Below are 15,266 nucleotides of genomic sequence, written 5' to 3'. Positions count from 1 at the left end.
CGGCGCGGCCAATCGCGAGCAAGCTCGCTCCCACAGGGGATTTGTGAACACCGACCCAATGTGGGAGCGAGCTTGCTCGCGATGAGGCCGGAACAGACAACAGAGATGTCGAGGTGAATATGTACAACTGGATCAGCGCCCTCGCCGACCTGCAAGATCGCGGTGAACCCTGCGTGCTGGTGACGATCATCGAAGAACTCGGCTCGACCCCGCGCAATGCCGGTTCGAAGATGGTGATCAGCGCCAGCCAGACGTTCGACACCATCGGTGGCGGCCACCTGGAATACAAAGCCATGGCGCTCGCCCGGCAGATGCTCGCCAGCGGCCAGCAAAGCACCCATCTGGAGCGCTTCAGCCTCGGTGCCAGCCTGGGCCAGTGCTGCGGCGGCGTGACCGTGCTTTTGTTCGAACCCATGGGCCAGGTCCAGGCGCAGATCGCCGTATTCGGCGCCGGCCACGTCGGCCGCGCCCTGGTGCCGCTGCTGGCGAGCCTACCCTGCAAGGTGCGCTGGATCGACTCCCGGGAAGCGGAGTTTCCTGAACATTTGCCCCACGGCGTGCGCAAGATCGTCAGCGAGGAGCCGCTGGATGAAATCGACGAGCTGCCCGCCGGCAGCTACTGCATCGTCATGACCCACAACCATCAGCTCGACCTGGAACTGAGCGCCGCGATCCTCAAGCGCAACGACTTCGCTTACTTCGGCCTGATCGGTTCGAAAACCAAACGGGTCAAGTTCGAACATCGCCTGCGCGATCGCGGCTTCGACAGCAGCGCCTTGCAGCGCATGCGCTGCCCGATGGGCATTGGCGACGTCAAAGGCAAGTTGCCTGTGGAAATCGCCATCTCCATCGCCGGTGAAATCATCGCCACCTATAACGCGGATTTCGGCCAGCACACCACGCGCGCCGAACCGATTGCCAAGCTGCTGCCGGCCTCGCGCCGCAGCCAGGCGAACCGTTGAACAATCGTTGAGAATTCCCATGCCCCTGACACGTAAAGCCTACCGCGCCGCCCTGCTCCACAGCCTTGCCGACCCCGCCGAAGTCGGCGTTGAAGCGTCCTATGAATATTTTGAAGACGGCCTGCTGGTGGTGGAAAACGGCCAGATCAGCGCCATCGGCCACGCCAGCGAATTGCTGCCCACCCTGGCGGCCGACATCGAGATCACTCATTACCAGGACGCGCTGATCACTCCCGGCTTCATCGACACCCACATCCACCTGCCACAGACCGGCATGGTCGGGGCTTACGGCGAGCAATTGCTGGACTGGCTCAACACCTACACCTTCCCTTGCGAAAGTCAGTTCGCCGACAAGGCCCATGCCGACGCCGTCGCCGATATTTTCGTCAAGGAACTGCTGCGCAACGGCACCACCACCGCGCTGGTGTTCGGCAGTGTGCACCCGCAATCGGTGAACGCGTTTTTCGAGGTGGCCGAGAAACTCGACCTGCGGATGATCGCCGGCAAAGTGATGATGGATCGCAACGCCCCGGACTACCTGACCGACACCGCCGAATCCAGCTACACCCAAAGCAAAGCGCTGATCGAGCGCTGGCATGGCAAGGGCCGCCTGCATTACGCCGTGACCCCGCGTTTTGCGCCGACCAGCACGCCGGAACAACTGGCCCTGGCGGGTCAGTTGCTGGGGGAATATCCCGACCTGTACATGCAGACTCACATCAGTGAGAACCTGCAGGAAGTGCAATGGGTCAAGGAACTGTTCCCCGAGCGCAAAGGTTATCTGGACGTCTACGACCACTACCAACTGCTCGGCGAACGCTCGGTGTTCGCCCACGGCGTGCACCTGTGTGACGACGAATGCGCGCGCCTGGCCGAGACCGGTTCGGCCATCGCGTTCTGCCCGACCTCGAACTTTTTCCTCGGCAGCGGCCTGTTCAACCTGCCAATGGCCGAGAAGCACAAAGTGAACGTGGGGTTGGGTACGGATGTGGGGGGCGGCACCAGTTTTTCGTTGCTGCAAACCCTGAACGAAGCCTACAAGGTGATGCAGTTGCAGGGCGCCCGCCTGAGCCCGTTCAAGTCGCTGTACCTGGCCACGCTTGGCGGCGCCCGGGCCTTGCGCCTGGAAGACCGGATCGGGACTTTACAGCCAGGCAGCGATGCAGACTTTCTGGTGTTGGACTACAACGCCACGCCGCTGTTGAGCTATCGCCTCAAGCAGGCCCGGGACATTGCCGAGAAGTTGTTTGTGTTGATGACATTAGGGGATGACCGGACAGTGGCGCAGACCTTTGCGGCGGGCCGGTTGGTGCATCAGCGCTAGATTTCTAGCGCCTGTCAGACCGCCAATCGCGAGCAGGCTCGCTCCCACAGTGGATTTGTCTCAGTCACATAACCCTTGTGGGAGCGAGCCTGCTCGCGATGAAGGCAACTCGGTACGTCTGATTCAACCCATCAAAGCTTGGCCGTCGACCGCCCTGGCTTCTTGCTCTGCAACAAATGCGAAAACACCGCATGCAAATCATCCGACGCGCTTTCTTCGTCGAGGTTGAGCTTGCTGTCGATGTGGTCCATGTGGTGCATCATCAGGTCCACGGCCAGGGTGGCATCGCGGGCCTCGATGGCGTCGATCAATTGGGTGTGTTCGTCGTAGGAACAGTGGGAGCGGTTGCCGCTTTCATACTGGGCGATGATCAGCGAGGTCTGCGACACCAGGCTGCGCTGGAAGCTGATCAGCGGGGCGTTCTTCGCCGCCTCGGCCAGCTTGAGGTGGAACTCGCCTGACAGGCGGATGCCAGCGCCACGGTCACCACGGGAAAAACTGTCGCGCTCGTCGCTGACCATCTGCCGCAGCTCGGCAAGCTGCTCGGCGGTGGCGTGCTGCACGGCCAGTTCGGTGATTGCCCGCTCCACCAGACGCCGGGCCATGAATACCTGGCGGGCCTCTTCAACACTCGGGCTGGCCACCACGGCGCCGCGATTGGGTCGCAACAGCACCACACCTTCATGGGCCAAGCGCGACAACGCGCGGCGAATGATGGTGCGACTGACCCCGAAAATCTCCCCCAACGCCTCTTCGCTCAACTTTGTACCGGGCGCCAGACGCTGTTCGAGGATGGCCTCGAAAATATGCGCATAGACAATATCGTCCTGGGTTCCGCTGCGGCCGGCTTTGCCTGCTCGCGGTTGTTTCTTGAGGGGCTGCAACTGTTCGTTCATGGGCACTCGAGTCGGAGAACTGCGGCGAATTGACCGTGACTGTAATACGCCTCAGCGGGTCGCTGACAAGTATCACGTAAATAATACGTCGATTGTACACAACCTCTGATGGCAACACGACTGTACGGCTGTTTACGGACGTGGCTGTATTGCAATCGGCAACGGGGTTGAGTTTAGGCTTAAACCCCGAACCTGTGGCCCCCGCCCTCCTGCAATTTATAACAAGGACCACCGCCCACCATGACCGAAGTCACGACCACGCCACTTCGTCCGTTGGCCGATACATCGCCATCGGCGATCGTCGCCGGTTTCATCGCCATGATGACCGGCTACACCAGCTCGCTGGTGTTGATGTTCCAGGCCGGACAGGCGGCAGGGCTGACCAGCGGGCAGATTTCTTCGTGGATCTGGGCGATTTCCATCGGCATGGCCGTGTGCTCCATTGGCCTGTCGTTGCGGTATCGCACACCGATCACCATCGCCTGGTCGACACCCGGCGCGGCGCTGCTGATCACCAGCCTGGGCGGGGTCAGTTATGGCGAGGCCATCGGCGCCTACATCACCTGCGCGGTGCTGGTGACGATCTGTGGCCTGACCGGCAGCTTCGAGCGCCTGGTCAAGCGCATTCCGGCCTCACTGGCGGCGGCGTTGCTGGCGGGGATCCTGTTCAAGATCGGCAGCGAGATTTTCGTCGCCGCCCAGCATCGAACCGGTCTGGTGCTGGGGATGTTTTTCACCTACCTGATCGTCAAGCGCCTGTCGCCGCGCTACGCGGTGCTGGCGGCGTTACTGATCGGTACAGCTCTGTCAGGCTTGATGGGGCTGCTGGACTTCAGCAGCTTTACCCTGGAAGTGGCCACACCGGTATGGACCACGCCGCACTTCTCCCTGGCGGCCACCATCAGCATCGGCATTCCATTGTTCGTGGTGGCGATGACTTCGCAAAACATGCCTGGCATCGCGGTGCTGCGGGCCGACGGTTACAACGTACCGGCCTCGCCGCTGATCACCAGCACCGGCATCGCCTCGCTGCTGCTGGCGCCGTTCGGCTCCCACGGCATTAACCTGGCGGCCATCAGTGCGGCCATCTGCACTGGGCCCCACGCCCATGAGGATCGTAACAAACGCTATACGGCAGCAGTCTGGTGCGGGGTTTTCTATGGGCTTGCCGGGGTGTTCGGCGCGACACTGGCGGCGTTGTTCGCGGCGCTGCCCAAGGAGTTGGTACTGTCCATCGCGGCGCTGGCGCTGTTCGGCTCAATCATCAATGGCTTGAGCATCGCCATGAGCGAAGCCCGGGAACGGGAAGCGGCGCTGATCACCTTCATGGTCACGGCATCGGGGTTGACGCTGTTTTCCATCGGCTCGGCGTTCTGGGGGATTGTGGCGGGGGTGTTGACCTTAGTGATCCTGAACTGGCGTAACGATTGATCGTGCCCACGCTCTGCGTGGGCATGCCACCCGTGACGCTCCGCGTCACTGGACGCGGAGCGTCCCTAGAGGCATTCCCACGCGGAGCGTGGGAACGATAACCCCAACCGACAGGCACAAAAAAACCGGCACCCAAACGGGCTGCCGGTTTCAGACCATCAAGCGACCGGATTGATCGGCTTTTCCGGGTACCAGACGTCCATCAGCGGGCTGACTTCAACGCTGGTCAGCTCAGGACGCGCCTTGAGCCAGGCTTCAACGGCCGCACGCTGCTCTTCGGACACCGAGCCACGCTTCTGCAGGCAAACCAGACCGTAGTCGTCGCCGCCAACATAGCCCAGGCCATTGGCTTCCATGGCTTCTTTCAGGAAAGCGTCGAGGAAAGCGTCAACGGCCTCATCGGCCAGATCTTCTTTGAAATCCAGGTTCAGTTCGAAACCCAGCTCTTGAAATTCATCCACGCACAGTTTTTTGCGCAGACGCTGGGAACGGTTAGTCGCCATTGGAACAATCCTCATAAGTAATAACGGCCGGCACTCTACCAGTTTGGTGCACTGTTTGCCCGCCTGATCGGGTGTGTGGGCCTACCGTCGGTAAAAAATAGCGCCCTGAAGGGCTCAGGCACGGCACAAGCCGTTGCACCTTGGGGCATAATGCCGACACTTTCATGACGTTGAGGGCGTTCATTTTCATGCCCTCGTTTTTTCCCCCTCGCCCGTAGGGTTTTATTTCAGATGATCAGATCTTTGCGTCCACTGCTTTTGGCCAGCCTTCTTCTTCCCCTGGCCCTGCCCGCATCCACCAGCGCCGCCACCATCAACACGGCCCTGACGCCCAATGTGCAAAAGGCCCTCAAGAACAGCAAGCTGCAAAACAACGCCTTGTCCCTGGTGATGATCCCGCTCAACGGCCCTGGCACCCCGACCCTGTACAACGCCGACGTCTCGGTGAACCCGGCCTCCACCATGAAGCTGGTGACCACCTATGCCGCCCTGGAGATGCTGGGGCCCAATCACCAGTGGAAAACCGAGTTCTACACCGACGGCACCCTCAGCGGCGGGATTCTCAACGGCAACCTGTACCTCAAGGGTGGCGGCGACCCCAAGCTGAACATGGAAAAACTCTGGCTGCTGATGCGCGACCTGCGGGCCAACGGCGTGCAACAGGTGACCGGGGACCTGGTGCTGGACCGTGGTTTCTTCATCAAACCGCAGTTGCCTGAATTCAACGACGACGGCAACGACAAGAACAAACCGTTCCTGGTCAAGCCCGACTCCTTGCTGGTCAACCTCAAGGCCCTGCGTTTTGTCGCCCGCAATGACGCCGGCCGGGTGCTGGTGTCGGTGGAGCCGCCGATTGCCAGCATTCGCATCGAAAACCAGGTCAAGGCACTCAACTCCAAGCAATGCACCGGTGGCGTGCGCTACAACCCGGTGCCCCAGGCAGACGGCAGCGTGACCGTGACCGTCGGCGGCCAGCTCGGTGACGGTTGCAGCTCCCAGACTTACCTGGCGCTGCTGGACCACCCCACCTACACCGCCGGAGCGGTGCGGGCGATCTGGAAGGAACTGGGCGGCAGCATTCAGGGCAAGGATCGCCTGGCGGCGACCCCGAGCAGCGCCAAGGTGCTGGCCCGGGCGTTCTCGCCGGACCTGGCGGAGATCATTCGCGACATCAACAAATACAGTAACAACACCATGGCCCAGCAATTATTCCTGAGCCTGGGCGCAGAGTTCCGCAACGAAGCCGACGGTGACGACGCCAAAGCGGCACAGCGGGTGGTACGCCAGTGGCTGGCCAGGAAAGGCATCACCGCGCCGCACCTGGTCATGGAAAACGGCTCCGGCCTGTCCCGCGCCGAAAGGGTGAGTGCCCGGGAAATGGCGGCAATGCTGCAAGCCGCGTGGCGCAGCCCGTACTCCGCCGAATTCATCAGTTCGATGCCCATCGCCGGCACCGACGGCACCATGCGCAAACGTCTCAAGACCACCGCCATGGCCGGCGAAGCGCACGTCAAGACCGGCACCCTGAACACCGTTCGCGCCATCGCGGGCTACAGCCGTGACATCAACGGCAACACCTGGGCCGTCGTGGCGATTCTCAACGATCCGCGGCCATGGGGCGCTTCGTCGGTGCTGGACCAGGTGCTGCTGGACCTGTACCGCCAGCCGAAACTGCCGCAGACGGCTTCGGTGCTCTAAACCCGTACCAAATTGAATGTGGGAGCGAGCCTGCTCTCGATGCGTCAGCCAGTGAACAGCGATGTTGAATGGCACACCGTTATCGCGAGCAGGCTCGCTCCCACATCGATCACCGGCGCGAACGCCTACCCCAACTGCACCTCAACCCGATCCCGTCCGGCCTGCTTGGCCGCGTACACCCCCGAGTCGGCCCGCAGCAGCAGCGCATCCGCCCCCTCCCCGACCCGCCAGGTGGCGATACCGAAGCTGGCCGTGATGACGCCCACGTCCTCGATCGGCGCGCTGCGCAGCCCTTCCCACAACCCCGTGGCCAAGGCGTGGGCACTTTCGCCGTCGGTGTCCGGGCATAACACCACGAACTCTTCACCGCCCAGCCGACAGAACACGTCGGTCCGTCGCAGCCGCTGGGTGATGCGCTGGCAAACCGCCTGCAACACCCGATCGCCCACAGCATGGCCATGCTGATCGTTGATGCGCTTGAAGTGATCGATGTCGAGCATGATGACCGCCAACTCGCCGGTGCCCCGCTCCACCCGCGCCATCTCCGTGGTCAGGCGCTCCTGGAAATAGCGCCGGTTGCGAATACCTGTCAGGGCGTCGGTCACTGACAAGGCTCGCAGTTCCTCCTCCACCCGCTTGAGATCGGAAATGTCGGAAATATAACCGTGCCACAACACCCCACCGCCTGGCAGCTCCTCAGGCGTGGCCTCGCCGCGCACCCAACGCAACCCACGCTGCGGCAGTTGCAGGCGATACTCCTCGCGCCATGGGCTCAGGGTGTCGGCCGAAGTGCGGATCGATCTGCGCACGCGCGCACTGTCCAGCGGATGGATGCGCGAGAAAATCGATTCGGCGTTGCGCACCAGTGTCTCGGGCTCCAGCTCATAGATATCGCGAATGCCATCACTGGCATAAATCACGCTGAAACGCCCATTGAAATCCATCTTGAACTGGTAGATGCCCCCAGGGACGTGGGCACTGAGTTTTTTCAGCAACAGGTCCCGGGCGGCCAAGGCCTCATGAACGCGCTTGCGTTCGGTGATGTCGATGCAGATCGCCAGATGCCCGACCCACAGCCCCTGATCATCGAGCATCGGTGTCGCCAGCATGTTCACGGTCAGATGGCTGCCATCGCGGCGCACCAGGGTCCATTCCCGGGCCTGCTGGCCACCCTGTTCGCCGCCCTCGACCAACATTGCGTGGCACGTGGGAATCGGTTTGCCATAACGCGCAGCAAGTTGTACGGCCCGGGCCTGGAGCTCGCGCGGCAAGTGAAGGCTTTCGAGGGTCATGCAGTGCAGAACCTCGCCGCTGTCGTAGCCAAGCATCTGCTCGGCGCCCGCATTGAACGTGGTGATCACCCCGCGAAGATCCGTGGCGATGATCGCAACCTGGGTCGCGGCATTCAGCACACCACGCAACTGGCCATGGGTGCCCCGCAGTTCCTGCTCACGCTCGCGCAGCTCTCGGGTCCGCAGCTCGACCAACTGCAGGGCCCGCTGTCGCTGGCTGACTAGCACATACAGCAGCGCACTGAGGAGCAGGCTGAGCAAGACCCCCAATACCACCAGGCTGGCCACCGAGGAAGGGTTGGTGGACAGGAACATGTGACTGGGCCGCAACTCTATCCGATAGTCACGATCGGCCAGGCGCAACAGGCGGGTCGCCGACAAGTCACTTTCGCCCGGTGGATCGAGTGACTCGAACAGCACTTCCTCCCGATCGTCCGTGGACAGGTCCATGACCCGCATCGAAAGGTTGTCCTGACCGGGCGCCGGCAGGCCATCACCCACTAACTGGCGCATGCTGACGGCAGCCACGACGTAACCGAAAGGTTCCTTGGACCACGCCTTGGAGACCGGCGCGACCAGCAACACCCCGCGGGTGGCGGTGGCGGCCTCTCCCGCTAGGTCCAAAGGTTGCGATACCACTATGGTCTCCCGGTGGCGAGCGCGCTCAAGGGTGGCACGGCGCAAGGGATGGGCGAGCAGGTCCAAGCCCCGTGGAGCCTTGAAGGAAGGTTGATTCTGGAGGTACAACACCGGCACGTATTCGTCCCGTTCGGCGGCCAGACGCAAGCCACCGGAGTCGTCAGGCTCACGGATGGAAAACGTATCGCCCCCCTCGGTGCGGGCTTGTTGTTCGAACGATGATCGTTCGTCGCGCAGCACCCGAGGCGCCCAGGCGAACGCCTGGGTGCGCCGCAGCAACGCTTCGGCATAGCCATGGAATTCCCTCTCGGAAACCCCGGCCGAGTTGGCAAAGAAACGCCTCAGGCTGTCGAGACGTTGCTCCTGGTCCTGAAAACGTTCCTCGATGCGGCTAAAGCGTTCATCGGCTTGCAGTTCAAAGCGCTGGCGCAATTGCTGGTCAAACAGATTGGCCATCGCCCAGGTCAACAAACCGGTCAGGAACGCACCGGCCAGCAGCACCAGCGAAGCCACCAGCCAGGCCGACACATCTTCGCTGATAAAACCCAGGATTCTGGGGCGTACCTGATGCAATGCCATAAATACAACTCAGAAAGGGGCAGGCAGTAGGTACTGCCCTGTCCACAGGCTTAAGTTATAGCTATTAGCCATCATTTTGACCAGCACAAAAACGCCTGAAAGCCTTGAGTTTCAAGGCTTCCATGGATCCAATCGGCTACAGGTCAGCGGGCCATGATTTTCCAGGCACGGTGAATCTTGCCATTACGGGCAAAATCCGGATCGATGGTCTTGGCGGTGATTTCCTCCACCGCGTAACGCTCGGCCAGATTGTCCTCGAGCTGGAACTTGCGGAAGTTGTTGGAGAAGTACAGCACACCACCCGGCGCCAGGCGGGCCATGGCCAGGTCCAGCAGTTGGACGTGGTCGCGCTGCACGTCAAACACCCCTTCCATGCGCTTGGAATTGGAGAATGTCGGCGGATCGATGAAGATCAGGTCGTATTCGTCACGACTGGCTTCAAGCCAAGCCATCACGTCGCCCTGCTCCAGGCGATTCTTATCCGAAAAACCATTGAGCGACAGGTTGCGCCGCGCCCAGTCCAGGTAGGTTTTCGACAGGTCGACACTGGTGGTGCTGCGCGCACCGCCCTTGGCGGCGTGGACACTGGCGGTCGCGGTGTAGCAGAACAGATTGAGGAAGCGCTTGCCGGCCGCCTCTTTCTGGATCCGCAGGCGCATCGGCCGGTGGTCGAGAAACAGCCCGGTGTCCAAGTAGTCGGTGAGGTTGACCAGCAGCTTCACGCCGCCTTCGTTGACCTCGGTGAACTTGCCCTGGGTGCTCTGGCGCTCGTACTGCTTGGTGCCGCTCTGACGTTCGCGACGCTTGATCACCACGCGGCTCTTGTCGATATTCAGTGCCTGGGGGATGGCGGCCAGGGCGTCGAACAGCCGAGCCGAGGCCTTTTCCGGGTCGATGGATTTTGGCGCGACGTATTCCTGGACGTGAACCCAATCGTGGTACAGGTCGATGGCCATGGAGTATTCCGGCATGTCGGCATCGTAGACCCGGTAGCAGTCCACGCCTTCACGCTTGGCCCATTTACTCAGCAGCTTGAGGTTTTTTTGCAGGCGATTGGCGAACATCTGCCCGCCTTCGCTCAAACGGGCCTGCTCGACCACAGGAGCCGGAGCCGGAGCCGGCTTGATCGGGTTACCGTTCTTGTTGTACTGGCGCTCTTGCGGTACTTCCGGCGCCTGATCGTACTCAGCCAGCTCACGCTCGGCCTGGCGCTGTTCCGGGGTACGACGCTCGCCGGTGACGAACTGATCGGGCAGGACCTTGATCAGCAGCAATTTGCACGGCAAGGCGCCGTTCCAGAACGAATACTGCTTGTGACTGCGAATGCCCATGCGCTTGCCCAGGTCCGGCGCGCCGGTGAACACTGCGGCCTCCCAGTTCAGGCAGGCCTGGCGCAGGCGCTCGCCGAGGTTCTGATAGAGATAGAGCAAGCTGGCTTCGTCGCCCAGACGCTCGCCGTACGGCGGGTTGCAGATCACCAGGCCTTTCTGGTTCTGGTCCGGGCGGGGTTCGAAGGTGGCGACTTCCCCCTGATAAATCTTGATCCACTCGCTCAGGCCCGCCCGCTCGACGTTGTTGCGGCCCGGCTGGATCAGCCGTGGGTCGGCTTCGTAGCCGCGAATCCACAATGGTGGCTTGGCCAGGCCGGCAGCGGCACGCTCGGTGGCTTCTTCGTGGAGCTTCTTCCACAGCGCCGGCACATGACCAAGCCAGGCGGTGAAGCCCCACTGCTGGCGGCGCAGGTTCGGCGCCATGTCGGCAGCGATCATCCCGGCTTCCACCAGGAACGTGCCGACGCCGCACATCGGGTCGGCCAGCGCCCCGCCTTCAGCGGCGATACGCGGCCAGCCGGCGCGGATCAGGATGGCTGCGGCAAGGTTTTCTTTCAACGGCGCGGCACCTTGCTGCAGGCGGTAGCCGCGCTGGTGCAGGCTGTGGCCGGAAAGGTCCAGGGAGAGGATCGCTTCGCCACGGTCCAGGCGCAGGTGGATGCGCAGGTCCGGGTTGAGCTTGTCGATGGATGGCCGCTCGCCTGTCGGGGTACGCAGCTTGTCGACGATGGCGTCCTTGACCTTCAAGGCGCCGAAGTGGGTGTTGTCGATACCCGAGCCATGGCCGCTGAACTCCACCGCCAGGGTGCCATCGGCGAGCATGTGGTCTTGCCAATCCACATCCAGCACGCCGTGATACAAGTCTTCGGCGTCCTTCATCGGGAAGCGCTTAAGCACCAGCAATACGCGGTTGGCCAGGCGCGACCACAGGCACAGGCGATAAGCCGTTTCCATGTCGGCTATGCCGCGCACGGCCGAGGTGTGCTCACGCGCCTCTTCAAGGCCAAGCCCGACGGCTTCCTCGATCAGCAGGCCTTCAAGACCTTTGGGGCAAGTGAGGAAGAGTTCGAAACGATCGGACATGGGATTTCCAGAGCCTTTGGCTAAGTGGACCGGGCAACGCATTGCCGGGCCGGGTTCAATCAGGTGCTTTTCTCAAGAGCACCCGTGTGGCACGAAAGTGTGCCGTGCCGCCCTCGCCGCTCAGGTTAAAAGAGCTTAGAGGCGAGGGCAGATAAAAAATTCTGTGCAACAAATTGTGAAAACTCGACCCTTTCGTCGAATAGTACCCGAGTGCAACGGGGGGACATTCTCATTCGCCTGAGGGCTGCACCCTTCGATGCAGGGCCGATCATACAGGGGTCTTGCCTGAAAGCGGGTGACGAACATCATGTTACTTATCGCCCTAACATCTTTATTGTTACGTGCTTATGACAAAACGATCATTCCATCCATGTGACGCTTTGGTTAGAACTCAACACAGGTTGACGTCGCAACGGCGTCAACACCTCGGCTCGTCACGCCGGCAACGAGCCACCAACGGCAGAATGATTCTGCCCCGGCCTCAATAGAGGTCGACGCTAAGCAACAGTCAACAAGTGAGGGCAACACCCTATGAGAAGACTTAAGCGTGATCCGTTGGAAAGAGCATTTTTACGCGGTTACCAATATGGCGTTGGTGGTAAATCCCGTGAGCTTTGCCCCTTTACTCTACCGTCGGTACGTCAAGCCTGGATCAATGGCTGGCGAGAAGGACGCGGCGACAACTGGGACGGTATGACCGGCACTGCGGGTATCCATAGACTCAACGAACTTCACGCCGTCGGCTGACACAGGGCTTAACACTCAAGAACTCGACAATTTGATACTCACATCGATTTAACCACGCACGTCCCATCCGGACGGCGGGCTTCGGCCCAGGGGGCTCCTTCGAGGAGCCCTTTTTAATGCCTGGGTTTCATGAACACTGCAAAAAGCCGGGCTGTGAATACAGTTGTGGCGAGGGGGATTTATCCCCGCTGGGCTGCGCAGCAGCCCTCAGAGTGTCAGGTTTAACGAGTGAGCTGTTTGGGGCCGCTTCGCGCCCCAGCGGGGATAAATCCCCTCGCCACAGTTGAATCGCGTTGCACCTTGAGAATCAACGCAGTGCAGCAATCGCATCCACCGATTCCCGAATCAACGCCGGCCCCTTATAGATAAAGCCTGAATAAATCTGCACCAGACTCGCGCCTGCGCTGATTTTTTCGGCAGCATGCTTGCCCTCGGTGATGCCACCCGCCGCGATGATCGGCAAGCGCCCCGCCAGTTCCGCGGCCAGCACCTTCACAGTGTGGGTGCTCTTGTCCCGCACCGGCGCACCGGACAGCCCGCCCGCCTCGTCAGCGTGTTCCACCCCCTCGACACCTTCGCGACCCAGCGTCGTGTTGGTGGCAATCACCGCGTCCATTCCAGTGTCGATCAGGGCCTGGGCCACCTGTGCGGTCTCTTCGTCGGTCATGTCTGGTGCGATCTTGATGGCCAGTGGCACATGCTTACCATGGATCACCGCCAATTCGGCGCGACGTCGGGCCAGGTCGGCCAGCAGTTGCTTGAGCGAATCACCGAATTGCAGGCTGCGCAGCCCCGGAGTGTTCGGGGAACTGACGTTGACGGTCACATAACTGGCGTGGGCGTAGACCTTGTCCAGGCAGATCAGATAATCGTCGACCGCGCGCTCCACCGGTGTATCGAAGTTCTTGCCGATGTTGATGCCCAGCACGCCCTTGTACTTGGCGGCAGCCACACGCCCCAGCAAATGGTCGACGCCCAGGTTGTTAAAGCCCATGCGGTTGATGATCGCCTCGGCTTGCGGCAGGCGGAAAATCCGTGGCTTTGGGTTGCCCGGCTGGGCACGCGGGGTGACGGTGCCGATTTCCACGAAACCGAACCCCAACTGGGCAAAACCGTCGATGGCCGCGCCATTCTTGTCCAGGCCCGCCGCCAGCCCGACCGGGTTGGGGAACTCAAGCCCCATCACATTCACCGGCAATTTAGCCGGCGCCTTGCACAGCAGACCATTGAGGCCCAAACGTCCACCCGCACCGATCAGGTCCAGGGACAGATCGTGGGAGGTTTCCGGGGAAAGTTTGAACAGCAGTTCACGGGCCAGGGTGTACATGGGCGGCTTGGACTCGGGCGACGAAATGAGGCGGCGATTATAGCCGGGCTACGACGATGCACGCGAGGCGCCTGCACAAAACAGCGGCGATGGCATATGCCTTGCACCACTTGCGTTCATCGGCACCCATGCCAACGACGGAATGAGTGCCACACTGTATTTGAAGGACAACGGCGTCGTCATCCGGCCTTGCAAGCGTCCGGATACGGCGCCTTTTTTTGTGGAAAGGTGATGCGCGATGAATGAAATTCCAGCCAACCCCCTGGCCTGGGTCAATGGCAGCGATGCCCCGGAAAAGAGCGCGATCAATCTTGGCTTCATGGCCTTGAGCGACTGCGCGCCGCTGGTGGTGGCCGCCACCCAGGGCTTCGCCCAGCCTTACGGGCTGACTTTGAACCTCAAGCGCCAAGCGTCCTGGGCCAACTTGCGGGACAAGCTGGTCAGCGGTGAAATCGATGCCGCCCACAGCCTGTATGGCCTGATCTACGCGGTGCACCTGGGCATCGGCGGGGTCGCGCCGACCGACATGGCGGTGTTGATGGGGCTGAACCAGAACGGCCAGAGCATCAACCTTTCCCATGGCTTGCAGGCCCAAGGCGTGACCAGTCCTGAGGCACTGGAACAACATGTGCACCAAACTCGCCCGAAACTGACTTTCGCCCAGACCTTCCCCACTGGCACCCACGCCATGTGGCTCTATTACTGGCTCGCCGCTCAAGGCATCCATCCGCTGTCGGATGTCGACAGCGTGGTGGTACCGCCGCCGCAAATGATCGCCCACCTGCAGGCCGGACGGATCGACGGGTTCTGCGTGGGCGAGCCGTGGTGCGCCAGTGCGGTAAAACAGAACCTGGGCTTCACCCTGGCGACGACTCAAACCATCTGGCCCGATCACCCGGAAAAAGTCCTCGGCTGCACCCGTGCATTCGTCGAGCAATACCCCAATACCGCCCGCGCACTGGTGATGGCGATCCTGCAAGCCAGTCGCTTCATTGAGCAAAGCACCGAGAACCGCCGCAGCACCGCACAACTATTGAGTGCCCCCGAATACCTGGACGCACCGCTGGATTGCATCGAGCCGCGCCTGTTAGGGATTTACGCCGACGGGCTGGGCAACAGCTGGCAGGACCCTCACGCGATGCGTTTCCACGGCAACGGCGAAGTGAACCTGCCCTACCTGTCCGATGGCATGTGGTTCATGACCCAGTTCCGCCGCTGGGGCCTGTTGCGTGAAGACCCGGATTATCTGGCCGTGGCACAGCAAGTCCAGCAGCTCACGCTATACCGTCAAGCCTGCGCGGCACTGGACATCGCCGCCCCCCGCCAGGACATGCGCAGCAGCCAATTGATCGACGGCACCATCTGGGACGGCTCGGATCCGGCCGCTTATGCCAAAAGCTTCAAACTGCACGCTTTGAGCGATGCGGCTCCCCTCTTCGCCAGCCGCTGACAGG

Annotated in this window: 11 protein-coding genes; 6 read left to right on the top strand and 5 right to left on the bottom strand. The window is 61.5% G+C overall.

Features of this window, described 5'->3' with window-relative positions; translation table 11 throughout:
• Positions 1-119 precede the first annotated feature (119 nt).
• On the top strand, positions 120-962 hold the full coding sequence (xdhC, locus tag QOM08_RS08915; protein ID WP_316912836.1) for a xanthine dehydrogenase accessory protein XdhC: 843 nt from the start codon (positions 120-122) through the stop codon (positions 960-962).
• 19 nt (positions 963-981) lie between these two features.
• Positions 982-2,286 (top strand): guanine deaminase, encoded by a 1,305-nt coding sequence (gene guaD, locus QOM08_RS08910; RefSeq protein ID WP_316912835.1) that lies wholly within the window; start codon positions 982-984, stop codon positions 2,284-2,286.
• A 131-nt stretch (positions 2,287-2,417) separates the two neighbouring features.
• On the opposite strand, the gene QOM08_RS08905 is transcribed toward guaD, so the two are convergent.
• Positions 2,418-3,182: a GntR family transcriptional regulator gene (locus QOM08_RS08905; RefSeq protein WP_003183531.1), complete on the bottom strand. Its 765-nt coding sequence runs from the start codon at positions 3,180-3,182 to the stop codon at positions 2,418-2,420.
• Positions 3,183-3,422: 240 nt separating this feature from the next.
• Between QOM08_RS08905 and QOM08_RS08900 the strand changes: the two genes are divergently transcribed.
• Positions 3,423-4,613: a benzoate/H(+) symporter BenE family transporter gene (locus QOM08_RS08900; RefSeq protein ID WP_316912834.1), complete on the top strand. Its 1,191-nt coding sequence runs from the start codon at positions 3,423-3,425 to the stop codon at positions 4,611-4,613.
• Positions 4,614-4,771: 158 nt separating this feature from the next.
• Here QOM08_RS08900 and QOM08_RS08895 read toward each other — a convergent pair whose 3' ends face one another.
• On the bottom strand, positions 4,772-5,116 hold the full coding sequence (locus QOM08_RS08895) for a YggL family protein (RefSeq protein ID WP_047227158.1): 345 nt from the start codon (positions 5,114-5,116) through the stop codon (positions 4,772-4,774).
• A gap of 231 nt (positions 5,117-5,347) precedes the next feature.
• On the opposite strand from QOM08_RS08895, the gene dacB reads away from it, so the two are divergent.
• Entirely contained in the window at positions 5,348-6,814 is a 1,467-nt protein-coding gene (gene dacB / locus QOM08_RS08890) for a D-alanyl-D-alanine carboxypeptidase/D-alanyl-D-alanine-endopeptidase (protein WP_076385650.1), read from the top strand.
• A gap of 125 nt (positions 6,815-6,939) precedes the next feature.
• Here dacB and QOM08_RS08885 read toward each other — a convergent pair whose 3' ends face one another.
• Positions 6,940-9,324 (bottom strand): diguanylate cyclase, encoded by a 2,385-nt coding sequence (locus tag QOM08_RS08885; RefSeq protein ID WP_316912833.1) that lies wholly within the window; start codon positions 9,322-9,324, stop codon positions 6,940-6,942.
• Positions 9,325-9,467: 143 nt separating this feature from the next.
• Positions 9,468-11,738, bottom strand: coding sequence for a bifunctional 23S rRNA (guanine(2069)-N(7))-methyltransferase RlmK/23S rRNA (guanine(2445)-N(2))-methyltransferase RlmL (gene rlmKL / locus QOM08_RS08880; protein ID WP_316912832.1), 2,271 nt, complete (start codon positions 11,736-11,738; stop codon positions 9,468-9,470).
• A gap of 531 nt (positions 11,739-12,269) precedes the next feature.
• Here rlmKL and rmf point away from each other — a divergent pair.
• Positions 12,270-12,485 (top strand): ribosome modulation factor, encoded by a 216-nt coding sequence (gene rmf, locus QOM08_RS08875; protein WP_003223300.1) that lies wholly within the window; start codon positions 12,270-12,272, stop codon positions 12,483-12,485.
• A gap of 307 nt (positions 12,486-12,792) precedes the next feature.
• On the opposite strand, the gene QOM08_RS08870 is transcribed toward rmf, so the two are convergent.
• Positions 12,793-13,812, bottom strand: coding sequence for a quinone-dependent dihydroorotate dehydrogenase (locus QOM08_RS08870; RefSeq protein WP_047227154.1), 1,020 nt, complete (start codon positions 13,810-13,812; stop codon positions 12,793-12,795).
• A 238-nt stretch (positions 13,813-14,050) separates the two neighbouring features.
• Here QOM08_RS08870 and QOM08_RS08865 point away from each other — a divergent pair, with 238 nt between their 5' ends.
• Positions 14,051-15,262, top strand: a complete 1,212-nt coding sequence (locus QOM08_RS08865) for a CmpA/NrtA family ABC transporter substrate-binding protein (RefSeq protein ID WP_076385656.1) — start codon at positions 14,051-14,053, stop codon at positions 15,260-15,262.
• Positions 15,263-15,266 lie beyond the last annotated feature (4 nt).

Source organism: Pseudomonas sp. P105 (assembly GCF_032614175.1).
GTDB lineage: Bacteria > Pseudomonadota > Gammaproteobacteria > Pseudomonadales > Pseudomonadaceae > Aquipseudomonas > Aquipseudomonas rhizophila.
The sequence above is the reverse complement of the archived record's forward strand: the minus strand, read 5'-3'. Positions and strand labels throughout refer to the sequence as shown.

What these genes read in the sequence shown, in the direction of transcription:
- QOM08_RS08895 (WP_047227158.1), bottom strand. Translation starts at nt 5,116, where the DNA reads ATGGCGACTAACCGTTCCCAGCGTCTGCGCAAAAAACTGTGCGTGGAT.
- dacB (WP_076385650.1), top strand. Translation starts at nt 5,348, where the DNA reads ATGATCAGATCTTTGCGTCCACTGCTTTTGGCCAGCCTTCTTCTTCCC.
- QOM08_RS08865 (WP_076385656.1), top strand. Translation starts at nt 14,051, where the DNA reads ATGAATGAAATTCCAGCCAACCCCCTGGCCTGGGTCAATGGCAGCGAT.
- QOM08_RS08870 (WP_047227154.1), bottom strand. Translation starts at nt 13,812, where the DNA reads ATGTACACCCTGGCCCGTGAACTGCTGTTCAAACTTTCCCCGGAAACC.
- QOM08_RS08885 (WP_316912833.1), bottom strand. Translation starts at nt 9,324, where the DNA reads ATGGCATTGCATCAGGTACGCCCCAGAATCCTGGGTTTTATCAGCGAA.
- QOM08_RS08900 (WP_316912834.1), top strand. Translation starts at nt 3,423, where the DNA reads ATGACCGAAGTCACGACCACGCCACTTCGTCCGTTGGCCGATACATCG.
- xdhC (WP_316912836.1), top strand. Translation starts at nt 120, where the DNA reads ATGTACAACTGGATCAGCGCCCTCGCCGACCTGCAAGATCGCGGTGAA.
- rmf (WP_003223300.1), top strand. Translation starts at nt 12,270, where the DNA reads ATGAGAAGACTTAAGCGTGATCCGTTGGAAAGAGCATTTTTACGCGGT.
- guaD (WP_316912835.1), top strand. Translation starts at nt 982, where the DNA reads ATGCCCCTGACACGTAAAGCCTACCGCGCCGCCCTGCTCCACAGCCTT.
- rlmKL (WP_316912832.1), bottom strand. Translation starts at nt 11,738, where the DNA reads ATGTCCGATCGTTTCGAACTCTTCCTCACTTGCCCCAAAGGTCTTGAA.
- QOM08_RS08905 (WP_003183531.1), bottom strand. Translation starts at nt 3,182, where the DNA reads ATGAACGAACAGTTGCAGCCCCTCAAGAAACAACCGCGAGCAGGCAAA.